Raw genomic sequence first — 13774 nt, 5'->3', positions numbered from 1 at the left:
TCGGCTAGCCGCCCTACGGGGAGGCGCGGACAGACCGAATGGAGGTGGGTCTGACGATGGCTGGCAAGGGCGTAACCACCGATGCCGCGGTCATGGCGAAGACCGCTGCGGAGATCGACGGGGCCGCTGATCGGCTCACCGGCATGTTCAACAAGCTGATGGGCGAGCTCACCCCGCTGCAGTCGGCGTGGGTCGGCGCGGGCGGGTCGTCGTTCCAGCAGATCCGCGACCGGTTCGACGGCGACGTCGCCAACCTCAACGTCGCGCTGCGCAGCATCGCCCAGGCCGTGTCCACCGCGGGCCGCGACTACACCCTGAGCGACGACGAGATGCGCCAGGAGATGCAGCAGGCGGGCGCGAGCGCCGGCGAGATCACCCGCGCCCTGATGATCAACTGAGCCGAGACGGGGAGAACATCATGGCCGGTGACGAGATCATCGTCGAATTCGCCGCGCTGAACCAGGCCGCGGCCGACATCAGCAGCGCGCTGTCGTCGATGCAGTCCGAGCTCGACAACATCAACTCCACGGTGCAGCCGATGGTCGCGACGTGGGAGAGCGACGCGCAGGAGGCGTTCCTGCAGCGCAAGGCCGAGTGGACCACTGCGGCCACCGACCTGCAGACGCTGCTCAACGGCATCAAGGGCGCGGTGCTCAAGGCCGCGGAGATCATGCAGGCGCGCGAGAAGGCCAACGTCGCCAAGTTCGCCCGCTGACCGCGTGGCCCGGCCCGCCGGCCGGGCCACGCGGCCGGCCCGCCGTGGACGCCGTTCACGCTGACGAGCACCGTGGCGACGGACGTGGCCCTCCGACCGACCCGGGACAGCATCGACGCCAGAGTCTGGAAGAACGTGCAGCACTGGCGGCCCTGTCCCCCGGCACGGCCGGCCGCTGTAGCGGCGGGCCGTCAGGCGGACGGGGCGAGGACCTCGCTGAAGGCGGCGTGCACGGGCGTGTGCGGCAGCCGGTCGTAGATGGCGAAGACGACGCGGTCGAAGCCGGGGGCCTCGCGCAGCGCGGCGGCGAAGGCCGCGGCCACGTCCGACGGCAGGTTGCGGAACACGCCGCAGCCCCACGCGCCCAGCACCAGCGTCCGGTGCCCGTGCGCGGCCGCGACGGTGAGCACCCGCGCGGCCCGGCGGCGCAGCACCGCCGGCACGTCGGCGGCGTCGGCGGGCTGGTCGCGCAGGATCGCGCCGAGGTTGGGCGCGGCCGAGGTCAGAAACGCCGTGTGGTGCGGCGCGTCGAGCAACCGGCCCTGGTCGTCGCGGAACACCGGCACGCCCGGCGAGTAGATGACCCGGTCGCTGTAGCGCAGGTCGCGCTGGGCGCGGTGGAAGTCGTAGAACTGCGGTGCGGTGCGCTGGCAGGCGTAGAGCGCCGAGGCGCGGGCCAGGCTCTCCTCCTGGGCCTGCGCGCCGCCGAGGAAGCCGCCGCCGGGGTTCTTGGCGGAGGCGAAGACCAGCGTCGCGGTGTCGTCGCCCAGGCGCCGCGCGGCCTGCAGGGTCGACTCGCGGGTCACCTCGATCGCCGGCGGGCCGCCCGCCGCGGCGGCGGGCGGCAGCGGGGCGTCCGGCTCATACAGCCGCGTGCCGCCCAGCGCCGCCGAGACCGCCGCGGCGATGGACACCGGCGCGCCGGAGGGCGTGACGTAGTCGCCGCGCTCGGCGATCGCCACGGTCTGGCGGGCGATCTCCCGCAACCGGCCACTCACGCGCGCCACCGTAGCAGCGGCGGCGCGACGGCCGCCGGTCTATTTCAGCGACGACCCGCCCTGAAGCCGGCGCCGCCCGGCCGCGACCCGCACGGCCGCACCGAGCGCCACCAGGCCGGCGCCGGCGCCGGCGATGAGCAGGATGTTGAGGCCGGTCTTGGGCAGCCCGCCACCGCCGCCACCGCCGCCACCGGGGGCGGGGCTCGTGGTCGACTCGGGGCTACCGCTCACGACGACCACGATCGGCATCCCGTCGTCACGCACCGGCACCCCGACGTCGCCGGGCTCTGCGCGCGCGGGGGCGCCGGCCAGCAGAAACCCGGCGACGGTCGCGAACATCAGGGCGAGACGGAGGTACGGCTGATTCGTGCGGACTGGCTTCATCACTGGTCCGTTCCGGCGCAACAGGGGATACCGCGAGATGCCGAGGTTGCGGCCATCCTGCGTCGGCGGGGTGTCCTTCACCGGCACACCGACCGGCGAACCGGTGAACACCCACTGAGTCTTCTCATTTCGCGCCCTTCAACCTTTGCCGGAGTTGCCCGGCATCGTGTTTCCGCGAATGCCCGCGGACCCATGTCGGCGGTATCGCCGTGAATGACGGATACCGCATTTTCTCAGCGCCGACGCAACGCCGCGTGCACCATTCGGCGAAACGGACGTGGCGGAGGCCGTCAGGCGGTAGAAATCACCCGCCAGGCCGCCTCCCCGCGGACGCGACGCTGCGCCGCCGACTGCTCCACCACGCCGTGGGTCAGCCGCTCGACCGCCCGCGGCGCCTCCCGCAGCAGCCGCCGGCCCTCGGTCAGCAGCGCGGCGGGCAGCGCCGCGAGGAACCGCCCGACGTTGTACTGACATTCGCGCGCCCGCAGGTAGGAGCGGTGCGAGACCGCGACCGGCACCCCGTCCAGCTCGACCCGCCACACCCAGTGCCCGCTGGTGCCCAGCGCGGTCGGGACCGGGACGAGCCGGTCGGCCGCGCTCACCAGTCCGAGGACCGCCTCGCGGCACTCGGCCTCCGTGTCGAAGGGGTGCTCCCCGCGGCCGAGGATCCGATTGTTGGGTGAGCACAACATCCATGCGGTGCGTTGTTGTCGATCCGCAACAGACTCGTCATTGTCGGGTGTGACGATCGCCAGGAAAATGAACCGCGGCGGCAGCATCTGGACATTCCTCCCCGAATGTTCGTTGCCGGCGCGCCGGGCAACTTGTAGCCCGTCCGGCGCGCAGGCCACCGTGCTGACCCTCGATATCGGCGATGACGCGCCGCGCGTACCTGACCGCACGCCGGACATGCACGAGATGAACATCAAGAAACGCGGAGTAATCCATTCAGCAGAAACGGCTGACCGAACAGGCGATAGCCAAGTTCGCCTTAACTGTGTCTTAGGCCAGCTTTACGCCTGAATTGCGGGCGAATGCCCGCCGCGGACGCCCTCCGGACGGCGAGTCCAGGCCGGCGGACGGGCCAGGATCGGACCACTTGGACCGGACCAATCGGTCTGTCGCATCGACGACCGTAGGGTGTCCAGGAGGCCGCCCCGCTGGTATCGGCACACAAGAGGGGGTGGTCAGCCGCCCGGGCCGACCACCCCCTGCAAACTCGATCAGGTACGGGACTGCGGGCCGCGCCGGCGCGCGCCGTACCGCAGGCCGACCCCGACGGCGATCATCGTGAGCGCGATGCCGGTCAGGGCGCTCACGTTGCTGCCGGTCACCGGCAAGGTGGGCGACGGGCTCGGGGAGACGGACTCCGAGGGCGCCGGCGACGAGGAAGACTCCGCGGCGCTCGGCGACGGCGAGCTCGACGACGCGGAGGCCGACGGCGACGGCGACGCGGACGGCGACGCGGACGCGGATGCCGACGCGGACGGCGAGTGGCTCGACGACGCGGATGCCGACGGAGTCGGCGTGCCCGGCTGGGTCCCGCTGACCATCCAGCTGCCGTCGGCGGCGAAGTCCACCTGCACGGCGTCGGTGTAGGTACCGTGGCCGGCACCCGTGCGGCAGTCGACCATGAACAGGAACGACTCGTCGGTCCCGGGAGTCCCGGCCACGAACTGGACCAGGTTCATGTCGGTGTTCCCCGGAATGGCGAAACCGGGCAGCGTCGGCACGACACCGGTGGCGTTGCCGGAAATCGTCTGCTCGACGCCGGTCGTGTCGATGGTGTTGACGTTCGCCAGGGTGGTGCCCGCCGGGCAGGCGTGGTCAGTGTTGAAGCTCGGCGTCTCGCTGCCGTCACCGGAGAACGGGGTCAGGTGGAGGCCACCCATGGTGATACCCGCAATCGGCGGGTTCGGCAGGGCAGGCATGGCGATCGAGGGAATGAGCAGGCTCACCCCGATCGCCCCGAGGATCGCGGCGGCCGCGAGGGCCAGCCGTTTCGAGCGCGTGGTCTTCATGAGAGGGGACGCTGACCTTTCTGGTAGGGCAGTGCCAGCGAGGGCCCGCACGGGCCACCTGGCGTCGGATCGATCAGGCGGTGGACCTGGTGCGGCGGCGGCGCATGACGTACCACAAACCGGCCCCGACGCCGATCACCACGACCGCGATGCCGGCCACGACGGCCGTGGTGCGGCCGCCACCGCTCGACGTGGTGTCCGGCGACCGCGGCGAACTGCGCACCGACCAGTTGCCGCCGGCATCGAACTCCACGACCGCGGCGTCGGTGTACGTGCCGTGGGCCGGCCCCGTCCGGCAGTCGACCATGAGCAGGAACTGCTCGGCCGTCCCGGGAGTGCCGGCGGCGAGCTGGACCGTGTTCATGTCGGTGCTGAACGGGGCGCCGAAGCCCTTGACCTGTGCCGCCTCGCCGACGACGTTGCCGGAGAGGGTCTGCTCGACGTTGCCGAGGTCGATGGTGTTGACATTCGCCAGGTTGGTTCCCGGGCGGCACGGGTGGTCCGCCGTGAATGCCGGCACGTCGGTGCCGGAGCCGGAGGCCGGCGTCAGGTGGAGGCCACCCATGGTGATACCCGGGGGATACGGATTCGGCAGCGTGGCCACGGCGACCGAGGGAGCGAGCAGCGGCGCACCCATCGCCGCAACCACCGCCGCGGCCGCGAGGGCGAGCCGCTGCAGGGGACTGGTCTTCATGAGCGAGTACGCACCCTTCTTCTGGACTCAGCCGAACCGGCCGTTCACGTAGTCGGAGGTGCGCGGGTCCTGCGGCGTGGTGAACATCGCGTCGGTCGGGCCGTGCTCGACGATGTAGCCCGGTGTGCCCTGCTCGGCGAGGAAGAACGCACAGTGGTCGCTGATCCGCTGGGCCTGCTGCATGTTGTGGGTGACGATCACGATGGTCACCTCCGCCACCAACTCCTGGATGGTGTCCTCGATGACCCGGGTCGAGGTCGGGTCCAGCGCCGAGCACGGCTCGTCCATCAGCAGCACCCTCGGGCGGACCGCGAGCGACCGGCCGATGCACAGCCGCTGCTGCTGGCCGCCGGACAGCGCCCCGCCCGGCTGGCGCAACCGGTCGCGCACCTCCCGCCACAGCCCGGCCTTGGTGAGGCACTCCTCGACGAGGGCGTCCTTGTCGGCGCGGCCGAGCCGCTGGCCGGTGAGTTTCAGGCCGGCGACCACGTTGTCGTAGATGGACATCGCCGGGAACGGGTTGGGCTTCTGGAACACCATGCCGACCTGCCGGCGGGCGTCGGTCAGGCGCCGGGCCGGGTCGTAGATGTCCCGGCCGTCCAGCAGCACCTCACCGGCGAGCGACGCACCCGGGATCAGCTCGTGCATCCGGTTGAGGATGCGCAGGAAGGTCGACTTGCCGCAGCCCGAGGGGCCGATCAGCGCGGTCACCTTGCCCGCCGCCATGGACAGTGTCACCCGGTCCAGCACCTGGTGGTCGCCGAACCAGGCGCTGATGTCCCTGGCGTCGAGCCCGGCCAGCGGGGGCCGCTCGCGAATGGTGCCGAGGTACTCGTCGTACACGGCGAGCGCCTCGGGAGAGCTGGCCCAGCCGGTGTCACTGGGGTCCAGGGCGCCCGGCCTGGCCCAGCCGGCGTCGGCGAGGGTGGCGTCGCTGTGGTCCGGGGCGGCCGGTGGCAAGGCCGCGGTGTCGTCGTTGGCTGGTCGGGTCACCGTGCAACATCCCTCGTCCGTCGGTTAAATCAGGTTCGGTAGGAGCCTGGCGACCTGGTCGGCGGTCGCGATGCCGAAGAAGCCGACCACCGGAACGGCCACGATCCAGGTCTGCCAGCGGCCCCAGAACACGCGCGCGGCGGAGAGCAGGCCGACCGCGAGCACCAGCGCCTCGCCGACGAAGACCAGCGGGAACCACACCCCGGTGTCGATCGCCATGACCTGCTCGGCCGGGTGGAGCTGGGATGCCTTGAACACCGACAGCGGCGCCGGGTTCACCTCGGAGGTCAGATCGGCGTCGACCCGCAGCGCGTCGGAGGGTGCGAACATCCCGCCGTACGCCGTGGTCAGCGTGAGCCGCCCCGCTCCCGCCGCCGGCGGCCGGGGCACCGGCATGCCGCCATGCCGGACGTCCAGCACCTTGTAGTGGTGTACGCCCTGGCCCTGACCGGTGGTGACGGTGAACTCGTCGCCGGGCACCAGGGTCGAGAGGCTCCCGAACGGTCCGCCGTACGTGGTGGACTTGCCCATGATCACGCTCACGCCGGCCTGCCCCGGCAGCGGCGTGTCCCGCCGGTGGCCCGGTCCCTTCTGCAGCACGCCGCTCGTCGTCCCCTCGAAGACCACCTCCTTGAGGTGCAGCTTGGGGATGTCGAGCACGGCGACCGGCGTGCCGGGGTCCAGCAGCTGCGTCAAGTCCGTCGGCTTGGTCTGTCCGGTCGGCGCGGTACCGAAGGCGAGATCCTTGCGGAAGTCCGCGTAGGCGGTCAGCTGGACGCGGTCGTGGTGCAGCCGGGACAGGAAGGCGACGTAGACGCCGAACCCGAGGAGCGTCACGGAGAAGATCGTGATAGCGGTCGTGATCAACTGGACGGCCGGCGACGCCCGGCGCCGGTCCCGCCGCGCAGGCCCGGCGGGTCCCGGTCCCGGGGGGATGACGTGCGGCGATGCCGCCGGCCCGTGGGCCGGCAGCACGTCGGACGCGGTCATGGGCGCCTCACCAGATCACTCGACCCTTCGATGCGGCTCATCCCGACGCCCCGGTACCGGTGTCGCCGCCACCGTTCGCGCCGCCGCCCCCGGTCCGGGCGCCGGCGCCCGCCTTCGCCGCCAGCGCCTTCTGCCTGAGCTGCTCGACCGTCTCCTGGCGCGCCTTCGCCACCGCGTCGGCGACCGCCCGGCTCTGCCGGCCGCGCCGCGTCCGCCGCAGCCATCGGACGCCGAAGAACCCGCCGGCGAGCAGGACCAGGATCACGAGCACCTGCCATGGCGTGGCCCACACGAACGCGTCGGACTCGGCGGCCTTCGGTTCGCTCGGCGCCGGCGGCAGCCCGAGCGCGGTGATCTGGCTCGGCGTCACGCGGACATTCGCGGTCATCGGACCGAGCGGAAAGATGCCGGTCAGGTGCACGGTGATCTGCACCGACGATCCCGGCAGCAGGTTGAGCATCGGCGCCGGGCGGGTGCTGGCGACCTGCAGCCAGACCAGGCCCTTGACGGCGACCTCGGGTGCCACGTTGAGCCGGACGTTGCCGGTGTTCTGCACGGTCAGCGTCACGTCCCCGTCGCCGCCGCTGATCGGGTTGGCGCTGCCGTGGTAGCTGGCGCTCACCGACGCGATGGCGATGCCCGCGTTCAGCGGGCCCGCGACCCGCAGGTACATCGCGACACCGAGCCGGCGGTCGACCTTGACCGGGCCGTTGGCGCCGTTCTCCTCGACACCGATCGAGGCGAGGACGCCGCCGGTGTGGTCGCCGGGCGTGGCGGAGTCCGGGACGGTCAGGGTGATCGGCTCGATCGCGCGCTCGTTCGGCTTGAGGGTGACGCTGCTCTTCAGGATCGACACCCAGGAGCCGATGTCATGCGGCTTGTCGGCGGCCGGCTGCAACTGCAGCGCGCCGTTGTTGCCGTTGAGCGCGTCGGTGGCGTACAGCTGGAACGTCACCGGCATCGCGCTGAAGTTGGTCACGGCGACGTAGTCGCGCACGACGGTGCCGGGCTTGATGTCGGTGTACGAGAACTCCTTGCGACCATCCGGTCCCTGCGCGCTGGACGGCTGCACCGACCAGGTGACCGAGCCCTGCGGCGTCTGGGCGGCCGTCCCGGTCGGCGGGGCCGGGGCCGGCGGAGTGGGCGACGGCCCGGGCTCTGCCACGGCCGGGCTCCCCGTCACCATGACCGCGAAGGCGATCAACAAGCCAAACACGACGCTGGTTGCGCTCGCTCGGCGCAGGTGGCGCGGAGTGGTCATCTCGGTACGTCCATTCAGATCGACGGAGTGCCGCAGCGTGCCGACTGCAGTCCTACGGCTGTGGGTCGGGGAGGAGCACGCGAGCGGATCGCGCACCCCTCCCCTTGTTGCTGCGCAACGCGACCGTTGCGGTCAGGACCTAGGCGAGCGGGGTGCCGCCGAGGCCGGTGATCGTGATCGTCGCGGCGTACGTGCCCGGGGTGGTGCCACGCGGGAAGTCCAGCGTGAGGGCCGCACCGAGCTTGCTGTCGCCGAGACCCTTACCCGCCTGCGCACCGCCCAGGACGCTGGCGGCGGTCAGGCCGGGGGTCACCCCGGTGCCGACGCCAGGACCCGCGACGACGTCGGCCGCCGGGTTCTGCGCCACCACGGCCGGGACCCAGCCGAGGCTGGTGCCGGAGAAGTGCTTGGTGGCGTCGGTGGTGTTGGTGAAGTCGCCGACCTGGCCGGTGACGGACCAGCCGGGAACGGTCTGGTCGCGACCGTCGGAGACGTTCACGTTCTTGAGGTTGCCCTCAGCGTGGAAGTGCTGGGCGCCGGCCGTGCCCTGCAGGTGGGCGGTGCCCATGTCGACGATGCCCGGGTCCACCGTCATGGTGAACACGCCCTGCTCCAGCGGAACCGAGACCTGGATGTTCTCCGACGCCGTCGCCGTGTCGCTCGCGATGGTGACGGTGGCCGGGGAGGTCGAGGCCGAGTCCGAGAAAGCAGCGGCGTTGCCCGAGTGGAACGTCGCGGTGATGCTGTGCGTGCCCAGGGCCAGGGCGGTCGACGAGTAGGTGAAGGTGCCGCTGCCCGACGGGGTCGTGAACAGCGTGGTGGCGCCTTCCTTGAACTCGACGGTGCCCGTCGCGCTCGCCGGGCTCACCGTGGCCGTAACGGTCACGTTGGTGCCCGGCGCCACCGTCTGGGTGGCCGGCGACAGCGTGGTGGTCGTCGGCTGGACCACCGGGCCCGAGCCGTGGACCTGCCAGCTGCCGTCAGCGGCGAAGTCGACCTGCACCGCGTCGGTGTAGGTGCCGTGGCCGGCACCGGTGCGGCAGTCGACCAGGAACAGGAACGACTCGTCGGTGCCGAGGCTCCCGGCCACCAGCTGGACCGTGCTCATGTCGGTGTTACCCGCGATGGCGAAACCGGGCGACAGCGGCACGACGCCGATGGCGTTGCCCGAGATCGTCTGCTCGACGTTGCTCAGGTCGATCGTGTTGACGTTCGCCAGGTTGGTGCCCGCCGGGCAGGCGTGATCCGCCGTGAAGTTCGGCGTCTCGCTGCCGTCGCCGGAGGTCACCGACAGGTGGAGGCCACCGAGGGTGATCCCCGCAGGGAACGGGTTCGGCAGCTGGGCCTGCGCGACGGAGGGAGCGAGCACGGCCGCGCCCATCGCGCCGAGCACCACCGCGGCCGCGAGGGCCTGGCGCTTGAGCGAACTGGTCTTCATCAGGGGCTACACTTTCCTTTCTCTCTAGAGGGCAATGCCCGCTGCACAGCCCTGGATCACCCTGGGATAGGCCCCCAGGGAGTCTGTGGATTGGCGATCGATCCAGGGATCAGTGCCGAGGGATCGGTGCCTAGTCGGCCTGCCGACTAGGCACCGGCCCGGTACGTGGTACTAGTCGGTGGCGAAGGCCCGCAGGCTGTCGACGATCGCACCGCAGGTGTGCGGCGTGGTCGCGTTGAGCAGGCCGAAACCGAAGTTCGCGATGGTCGAGGCCTTGCCGCAGATCGCGCCGCCCGGCCCGAAGACCGACAGCAGCGTCGGGTCGAAGTTCGGCTGACCGCTGGTCACCTTCGACCACTCGACGACGTTGAAGACCTCGCGCCGGATGAGGAAGTTGGTGTTCAGGGCGCCGGTCTCCACCGTCGGGAAGTTGCCGGTGAGCGGGTTGACGGTCGCGCTCGTGGTGGCGTTCACGAGGCTGTACAGGTGCGCGCCGTGACGCCGGTCGTTGTGGCCGTTGCGCTGCCCGACCCACTGCGAGATCGAGAACGGGGCGATGCCCTGCGCGTCGCCCTGCAGCACCGTGCCGTCGTGCTCCTCGACGCTCGCGCCGCAGAAGTCGACGGTGTTGAAGGGAGCCGCGCAGCTGGTGCTGAAGGCGCGGTCGTGCAGCCAGGCGGGAACGGTGCCGATGCCCATCTGGGCGAGCCAGAAGCTGCGCGTCCCGGAGCCGGACTGCGGGATGTACAGGTGGATCGGCGTGGCGCCGCCGGTGCAGGGGGCCTGGAGGCACCGCGGGTCGTACAGGGTGCCGTTGAGGGTCACCTGCAGGCCGTCACGGTAGAGCTTCTGCAGCGTGCCCGCGCCGGTGGGGAGGTTGGTGGGGTCGAAGCTGAGCTGGCTGTAGCCGACGGCGGTGGGGTCGCCGGTGTGCTGGCTCGCGACGGCGACCGCGTCCAGCGCGAACGGGATGAAGACCCACCGGCCGGTGTTGGACTGGGGGTTGGGACCGCTCGACGACCGGGCGAAGTCGACGCAACCCAGCTCCGGCTGGTCGGTCTCGCCCGCGAACGGGTTGCCGATGGCAGCCGCCACGTTGGCCGACTGACGAACCGCGGTGACGCCCTCGCCGGACCCGTTCGGCCGGGTCGCGGTGCAGTTGCGCTTCGGGTTGATGCCGAGGTGCGCCGTGTGGGTGACCGGGTCGACGGCGTCCCAGGAGCTGACGATGCCGAGCCCGATGGCGTCGGCGACGCCGTTCAGGACATCCTGGGTGGTGTCGGAGCCTGCACCCACATACGTACCCACCGGGTCGGCGGAGGCCGGCCCGGCCACACCGACGACGAGACCCGCGGCAACGGTCGCCGCGGCGATACCGCCGACCAGCAACCTCTGCGCGAGCCGCTTCGTGTTGATCATTTGCGTCCTTTCTGCAATGGGGGCCGCAATGCCGCTCCCGGCTCGGAGCGAGCGGAATCATCTTCTGGAAACAAGCGCCGGGGCCGATACCGGATGTGTATGGAGGCTCGCGATACGTGCGGGCACGCCCGAATGAAGGACAGGTGAACTGGATATAGAATTTCGTTACACCGACCGTCGCCTGTCGTTCACCGCGACGGTCATTGCTGGATGTCAATGCGCGTGGGTCGTCACGGCGGAGGCTGGCGGCTGCTGAGGAAGAACCGGAGCAGCGGTCCGCCCACCGCACCGACCAGACCGGTGATGACCACGATGGCCAGCGCCCACCGGATCGCGCCCACCGACACGGGCGGGGTGATCTGCGAGGCGGGTACCGGGCTCGCCTTGGTGGTGGTGAAGGGCCCCCCGGACGAGCTCGACGCCACCGGTCGTCCACCGGGGTTGGGCACGCCGCTGGCCGTGCTGCCGGCGGTGGTGGAGCCCCCTCCGCCGTTGCCGCCATTGCCGTTGTTGCCGGTGTTGGTGCCGGTGGTGGTCGGCTCGTCGTCCGGAGCCTCCGACGTGCCGCTCGGGGTGGTCAGTGCCATGGCGGTGGCCGTGGCGGCGGCGCGCAGGCCTTCGGGCAGCGGAAGATAGCCGCGCGGCAGCTGGCCGGGGTCGACGCCGGGAGTCTGGCCCTCGTTGACCGCGAACTTGATGAACGCGGCATAGTCGGCCAGCGCCGCCGCGTCCTGGTTCTTCCGGATCGCCGCGTAGGTGACCGAGACCAGCGGGTACTGGCCCGCCCCGGCCGTTGCGGGGTCCACCTGCAGCAGCCCGCTGGCGTCCGGCTTGGCGCTGCCGACGGCGGCGGTGACCGACGCTTCGGTGGGCGACACGCATCCGGTGCCGTCCGGTTTGCACAGCTGGGCCGGGACGACCCCGTAGTTGGCCAGGCTCGCGGAGTCCATGACCCCCCACATGAAGATCTGGCCGGGGAACTGGATGGGATTGAGGACCCGCCACCAGCCCCCCGAGCCGTCCGGCGCCTTCGCGGTCGGGTCCCAGTCGGCCCCTTCGGGGCTGTTGGCGCCCCGCACGTGGCTCGCGGACTCGTCGAAGTTCTCCATGTAGGGCAGCAGATCGAGCGTGCAACGGTCGGGACGCGGCTTCGTCTCGTTGGGCGGGGTGGCGGTGGCGAAGCACTTGTTGACGCGCGGGAACGAGTCCACCGGTGTGCCGCCCAGGTTCAGGTCCTTGTAGAGCGGGTTGACCACCATGCCGTTCTCGTCCGCGGCGCCGCCGAGCCAGGCGCGCGTCCCGGGGTCGGTCAGGACCCAGGCCCAGACTTGCTGGATGATGCCGGAGTGGTCCCCCGTCAGCAGGGGTGCCATGAGGTTACTGCCCGCCCGGTGGCCGATATCCGGATTGACCTTGATGAATTCCGGGTCGTCGGTCATGAACAGCGGGTTCGTCCTGGCCCATTCCGGAGGGCTCGAGGCTTCGGTGAGGTCGCTGCCGTAGGACTGGGTCAGTGCCTTGGCAACCAGCCGGGGTGTCAGCTTGACCGGCGCGGTGCGGTACCCGTCGAGATTGACGTGGAAGCCGAACGTGACCGCCGATACGGTAATCGGCGCGTACGCCAGCGGCGGCAAGGTGGGCGGGGTCCCGCCGGATCGCGCGGCCTCGCTGCCGATCGGGACAGTGGTGAAGGCGAGCCCCGTCTCGGACAGTGAACTCGCCAGCTCAGCGGTGTTCGACGCCTCGGGGGTCGGGGCGAACCCGTAGAGCGTCTTGCAGTTCGCCGCCGAGTTCAGCGCCAGCTGCCACGAATAGACCGCCTGGGCGACCAGCGTGGTGCCCTGGGTCTGCCGCTCCTTGGCCGACCCGATGGGGCAGTTCGGCTCGATCGGGCTGTAGCCGAGGTGAATCTGGATCCGCTGCGCCCACGACGCGGCGCCGAGCGGCGACTCCTGGATGATCGCCTCCGGGCCGAAGCCGGACAGCTTCCACCCGTTGGGCTCGAACTCGCCGCGCGGCACGATGACCAGCCAGCAGTCCCGCGGTTGGCCGTCGCTCTGCAGCGCACCGCAGCCGAGCCCGGGCGCCTCGGATTTGGTGAGGGTGTTGAAGTACACCTCGCCGGTCCCGTCCGCTCGGGTGCCGGCCTGCTGGATCTCGTTGCTGTTGAACTTGTTGAACGGCCACTGCGCCGCCTGGTACAGCTTGTCAGTGGTGTTGACCGGGACGAAGGGCACTGTGTACACGTTCTTGGTCGAGGCCGGATCCTGGTGGGTGTAGCCGGCCGCGTCCGGGTCCTCGGCCGGGTCGCAACCGGTGCTCGCCGTCTGGTCGTCCCGTGTCCGCGGAGGCTCGGTGGTGCTGGGCGTGTGGCCGGCGCAGACCAGGCCGCTCCGCGTTCCGATGTTGGTGCCGCCGGTGCTCGGCTGTTTGAGCTCAAGGCTGCCGAACTGGCAGTTCTCCGGATCCGGCCCGGTGGGCGCGTCGCCGTAGCACTCCATCAACTGCATGTAGTTCTTGTTGAACCCCGGGTCCCCCGGTTTGCCGCCTTTCCAGGAGACCTTGATGGCCTGGTGGACCACGTTCTCGGTCTGGCCGACGGTCACCTCGAGGTTCTTGAAGTCGTCGTGCATGAACGCGTACGGGCTGTTGGGATCGCGCGGCTTGACGACCGTCCGGTTGTCCGGGCCGAGCAGCCCGGCGTCCCAGCGGACCGTGACCAAGGAGTCGGTCACCCCGTTGCCGGTGATCTGGTCGACGGTGTCCCCCGCCCGCGCCGGAGCGGCCGGGCTGAGCGCGATCAGCCCGAGCGCGGCAACGGCGGCGACGAGCGCACTCGCCGTGCGCCAGCGTGCTGCCAT

General features: G+C 70.9%; 14 protein-coding genes. 3 read left to right on the top strand and 11 right to left on the bottom strand.

The window, feature by feature from the left end:
* Positions 1 to 56 precede the first annotated feature (56 nt).
* Together ACQPXD_RS05195 and ACQPXD_RS05190 are read left to right on the top strand one after the other, a co-directional pair.
* Positions 57 to 398: a WXG100 family type VII secretion target gene (locus tag ACQPXD_RS05195; RefSeq protein ID WP_432835337.1), complete on the top strand. Its 342-nt coding sequence runs from the start codon at positions 57 to 59 to the stop codon at positions 396 to 398.
* Between the two features lie 20 nt (positions 399 to 418).
* Positions 419 to 715, top strand: coding sequence for a WXG100 family type VII secretion target (locus tag ACQPXD_RS05190; RefSeq protein ID WP_432835335.1), 297 nt, complete (start codon positions 419 to 421; stop codon positions 713 to 715).
* Positions 716 to 906: 191 nt separating this feature from the next.
* Here ACQPXD_RS05190 and ACQPXD_RS05185 read toward each other — a convergent pair whose 3' ends face one another.
* The 3 genes from ACQPXD_RS05185 to ACQPXD_RS05175 form a co-directional block, all read right to left on the bottom strand.
* Positions 907 to 1713 carry a TIGR02452 family protein gene (locus ACQPXD_RS05185; RefSeq protein WP_432835333.1) on the bottom strand — a complete coding sequence of 269 codons (807 nt, stop codon included), beginning with the start codon at positions 1711 to 1713 and terminating at the stop codon, positions 907 to 909.
* Positions 1714 to 1752: 39 nt separating this feature from the next.
* Entirely contained in the window at positions 1753 to 2097 is a 345-nt protein-coding gene (locus ACQPXD_RS05180) for a hypothetical protein (RefSeq protein WP_432835331.1), read from the bottom strand.
* A gap of 290 nt (positions 2098 to 2387) precedes the next feature.
* Positions 2388 to 2789: a hypothetical protein gene (locus ACQPXD_RS05175; protein ID WP_432835329.1), complete on the bottom strand. Its 402-nt coding sequence runs from the start codon at positions 2787 to 2789 to the stop codon at positions 2388 to 2390.
* On the opposite strand from ACQPXD_RS05175, the gene ACQPXD_RS05170 reads away from it, so the two are divergent.
* Complete coding sequence (locus tag ACQPXD_RS05170) at positions 2773 to 3120, top strand: hypothetical protein (RefSeq protein ID WP_432835328.1); 348 nt, start codon at positions 2773 to 2775, stop codon at positions 3118 to 3120. The genes ACQPXD_RS05175 and ACQPXD_RS05170 overlap by 17 nt on opposite strands.
* A 200-nt stretch (positions 3121 to 3320) precedes the next feature.
* Here ACQPXD_RS05170 and ACQPXD_RS05165 read toward each other — a convergent pair whose 3' ends face one another.
* The 8 genes from ACQPXD_RS05165 to ACQPXD_RS05130 all read right to left on the bottom strand — a co-directional run bounded on the left by ACQPXD_RS05165 (position 3321) and on the right by ACQPXD_RS05130 (position 13774).
* Positions 3321 to 4118: a hypothetical protein gene (locus tag ACQPXD_RS05165; protein WP_432835326.1), complete on the bottom strand. Its 798-nt coding sequence runs from the start codon at positions 4116 to 4118 to the stop codon at positions 3321 to 3323.
* 73 nt (positions 4119 to 4191) lie between these two features.
* On the bottom strand, positions 4192 to 4812 hold the full coding sequence (locus tag ACQPXD_RS05160; protein WP_432835324.1) for a hypothetical protein: 621 nt from the start codon (positions 4810 to 4812) through the stop codon (positions 4192 to 4194).
* Between the two features lie 27 nt (positions 4813 to 4839).
* Positions 4840 to 5805: a phosphate ABC transporter ATP-binding protein gene (locus ACQPXD_RS05155; protein ID WP_432835322.1), complete on the bottom strand. Its 966-nt coding sequence runs from the start codon at positions 5803 to 5805 to the stop codon at positions 4840 to 4842.
* A gap of 24 nt (positions 5806 to 5829) precedes the next feature.
* Positions 5830 to 6642, bottom strand: coding sequence for a sortase (locus tag ACQPXD_RS05150; RefSeq protein WP_432835320.1), 813 nt, complete (start codon positions 6640 to 6642; stop codon positions 5830 to 5832).
* A 190-nt stretch (positions 6643 to 6832) separates the two neighbouring features.
* Positions 6833 to 7960 carry a WxL protein peptidoglycan domain-containing protein gene (locus ACQPXD_RS05145; protein ID WP_432835318.1) on the bottom strand — a complete coding sequence of 376 codons (1128 nt, stop codon included), beginning with the start codon at positions 7958 to 7960 and terminating at the stop codon, positions 6833 to 6835.
* Between the two features lie 235 nt (positions 7961 to 8195).
* Positions 8196 to 9494, bottom strand: coding sequence for an Ig-like domain-containing protein (locus ACQPXD_RS05140; RefSeq protein WP_432835316.1), 1299 nt, complete (start codon positions 9492 to 9494; stop codon positions 8196 to 8198).
* A 171-nt stretch (positions 9495 to 9665) separates the two neighbouring features.
* Positions 9666 to 10913 carry a hypothetical protein gene (locus ACQPXD_RS05135; RefSeq protein ID WP_432835314.1) on the bottom strand — a complete coding sequence of 416 codons (1248 nt, stop codon included), beginning with the start codon at positions 10911 to 10913 and terminating at the stop codon, positions 9666 to 9668.
* Positions 10914 to 11143: 230 nt separating this feature from the next.
* Entirely contained in the window at positions 11144 to 13774 is a 2631-nt protein-coding gene (locus ACQPXD_RS05130; protein ID WP_432835312.1) for a hypothetical protein, read from the bottom strand.

The sequence above is a fragment of the Dactylosporangium sp. CA-092794 genome (assembly GCF_050948465.1).
Classification (GTDB): domain Bacteria; phylum Actinomycetota; class Actinomycetes; order Mycobacteriales; family Micromonosporaceae; genus Dactylosporangium.
This window is presented reverse-complemented; position numbering and strand designations above follow the sequence as displayed.

Excerpts from the sequence above, each read along its gene's own strand:
- ACQPXD_RS05135 (WP_432835314.1), bottom strand. The coding sequence starts at position 10,913 with ATGATCAACACGAAGCGGCTCGCGCAGAGGTTGCTGGTCGGCGGTATC.
- ACQPXD_RS05130 (WP_432835312.1), bottom strand. The coding sequence starts at position 13,774 with ATGGCAGCACGCTGGCGCACGGCGAGTGCGCTCGTCGCCGCCGTTGCC.
- ACQPXD_RS05175 (WP_432835329.1), bottom strand. The coding sequence starts at position 2,789 with ATGTTGTGCTCACCCAACAATCGGATCCTCGGCCGCGGGGAGCACCCC.
- ACQPXD_RS05190 (WP_432835335.1), top strand. The coding sequence starts at position 419 with ATGGCCGGTGACGAGATCATCGTCGAATTCGCCGCGCTGAACCAGGCC.
- ACQPXD_RS05180 (WP_432835331.1), bottom strand. The coding sequence starts at position 2,097 with ATGAAGCCAGTCCGCACGAATCAGCCGTACCTCCGTCTCGCCCTGATG.
- ACQPXD_RS05140 (WP_432835316.1), bottom strand. The coding sequence starts at position 9,494 with ATGAAGACCAGTTCGCTCAAGCGCCAGGCCCTCGCGGCCGCGGTGGTG.
- ACQPXD_RS05195 (WP_432835337.1), top strand. The coding sequence starts at position 57 with ATGGCTGGCAAGGGCGTAACCACCGATGCCGCGGTCATGGCGAAGACC.
- ACQPXD_RS05165 (WP_432835326.1), bottom strand. The coding sequence starts at position 4,118 with ATGAAGACCACGCGCTCGAAACGGCTGGCCCTCGCGGCCGCCGCGATC.
- ACQPXD_RS05160 (WP_432835324.1), bottom strand. The coding sequence starts at position 4,812 with ATGAAGACCAGTCCCCTGCAGCGGCTCGCCCTCGCGGCCGCGGCGGTG.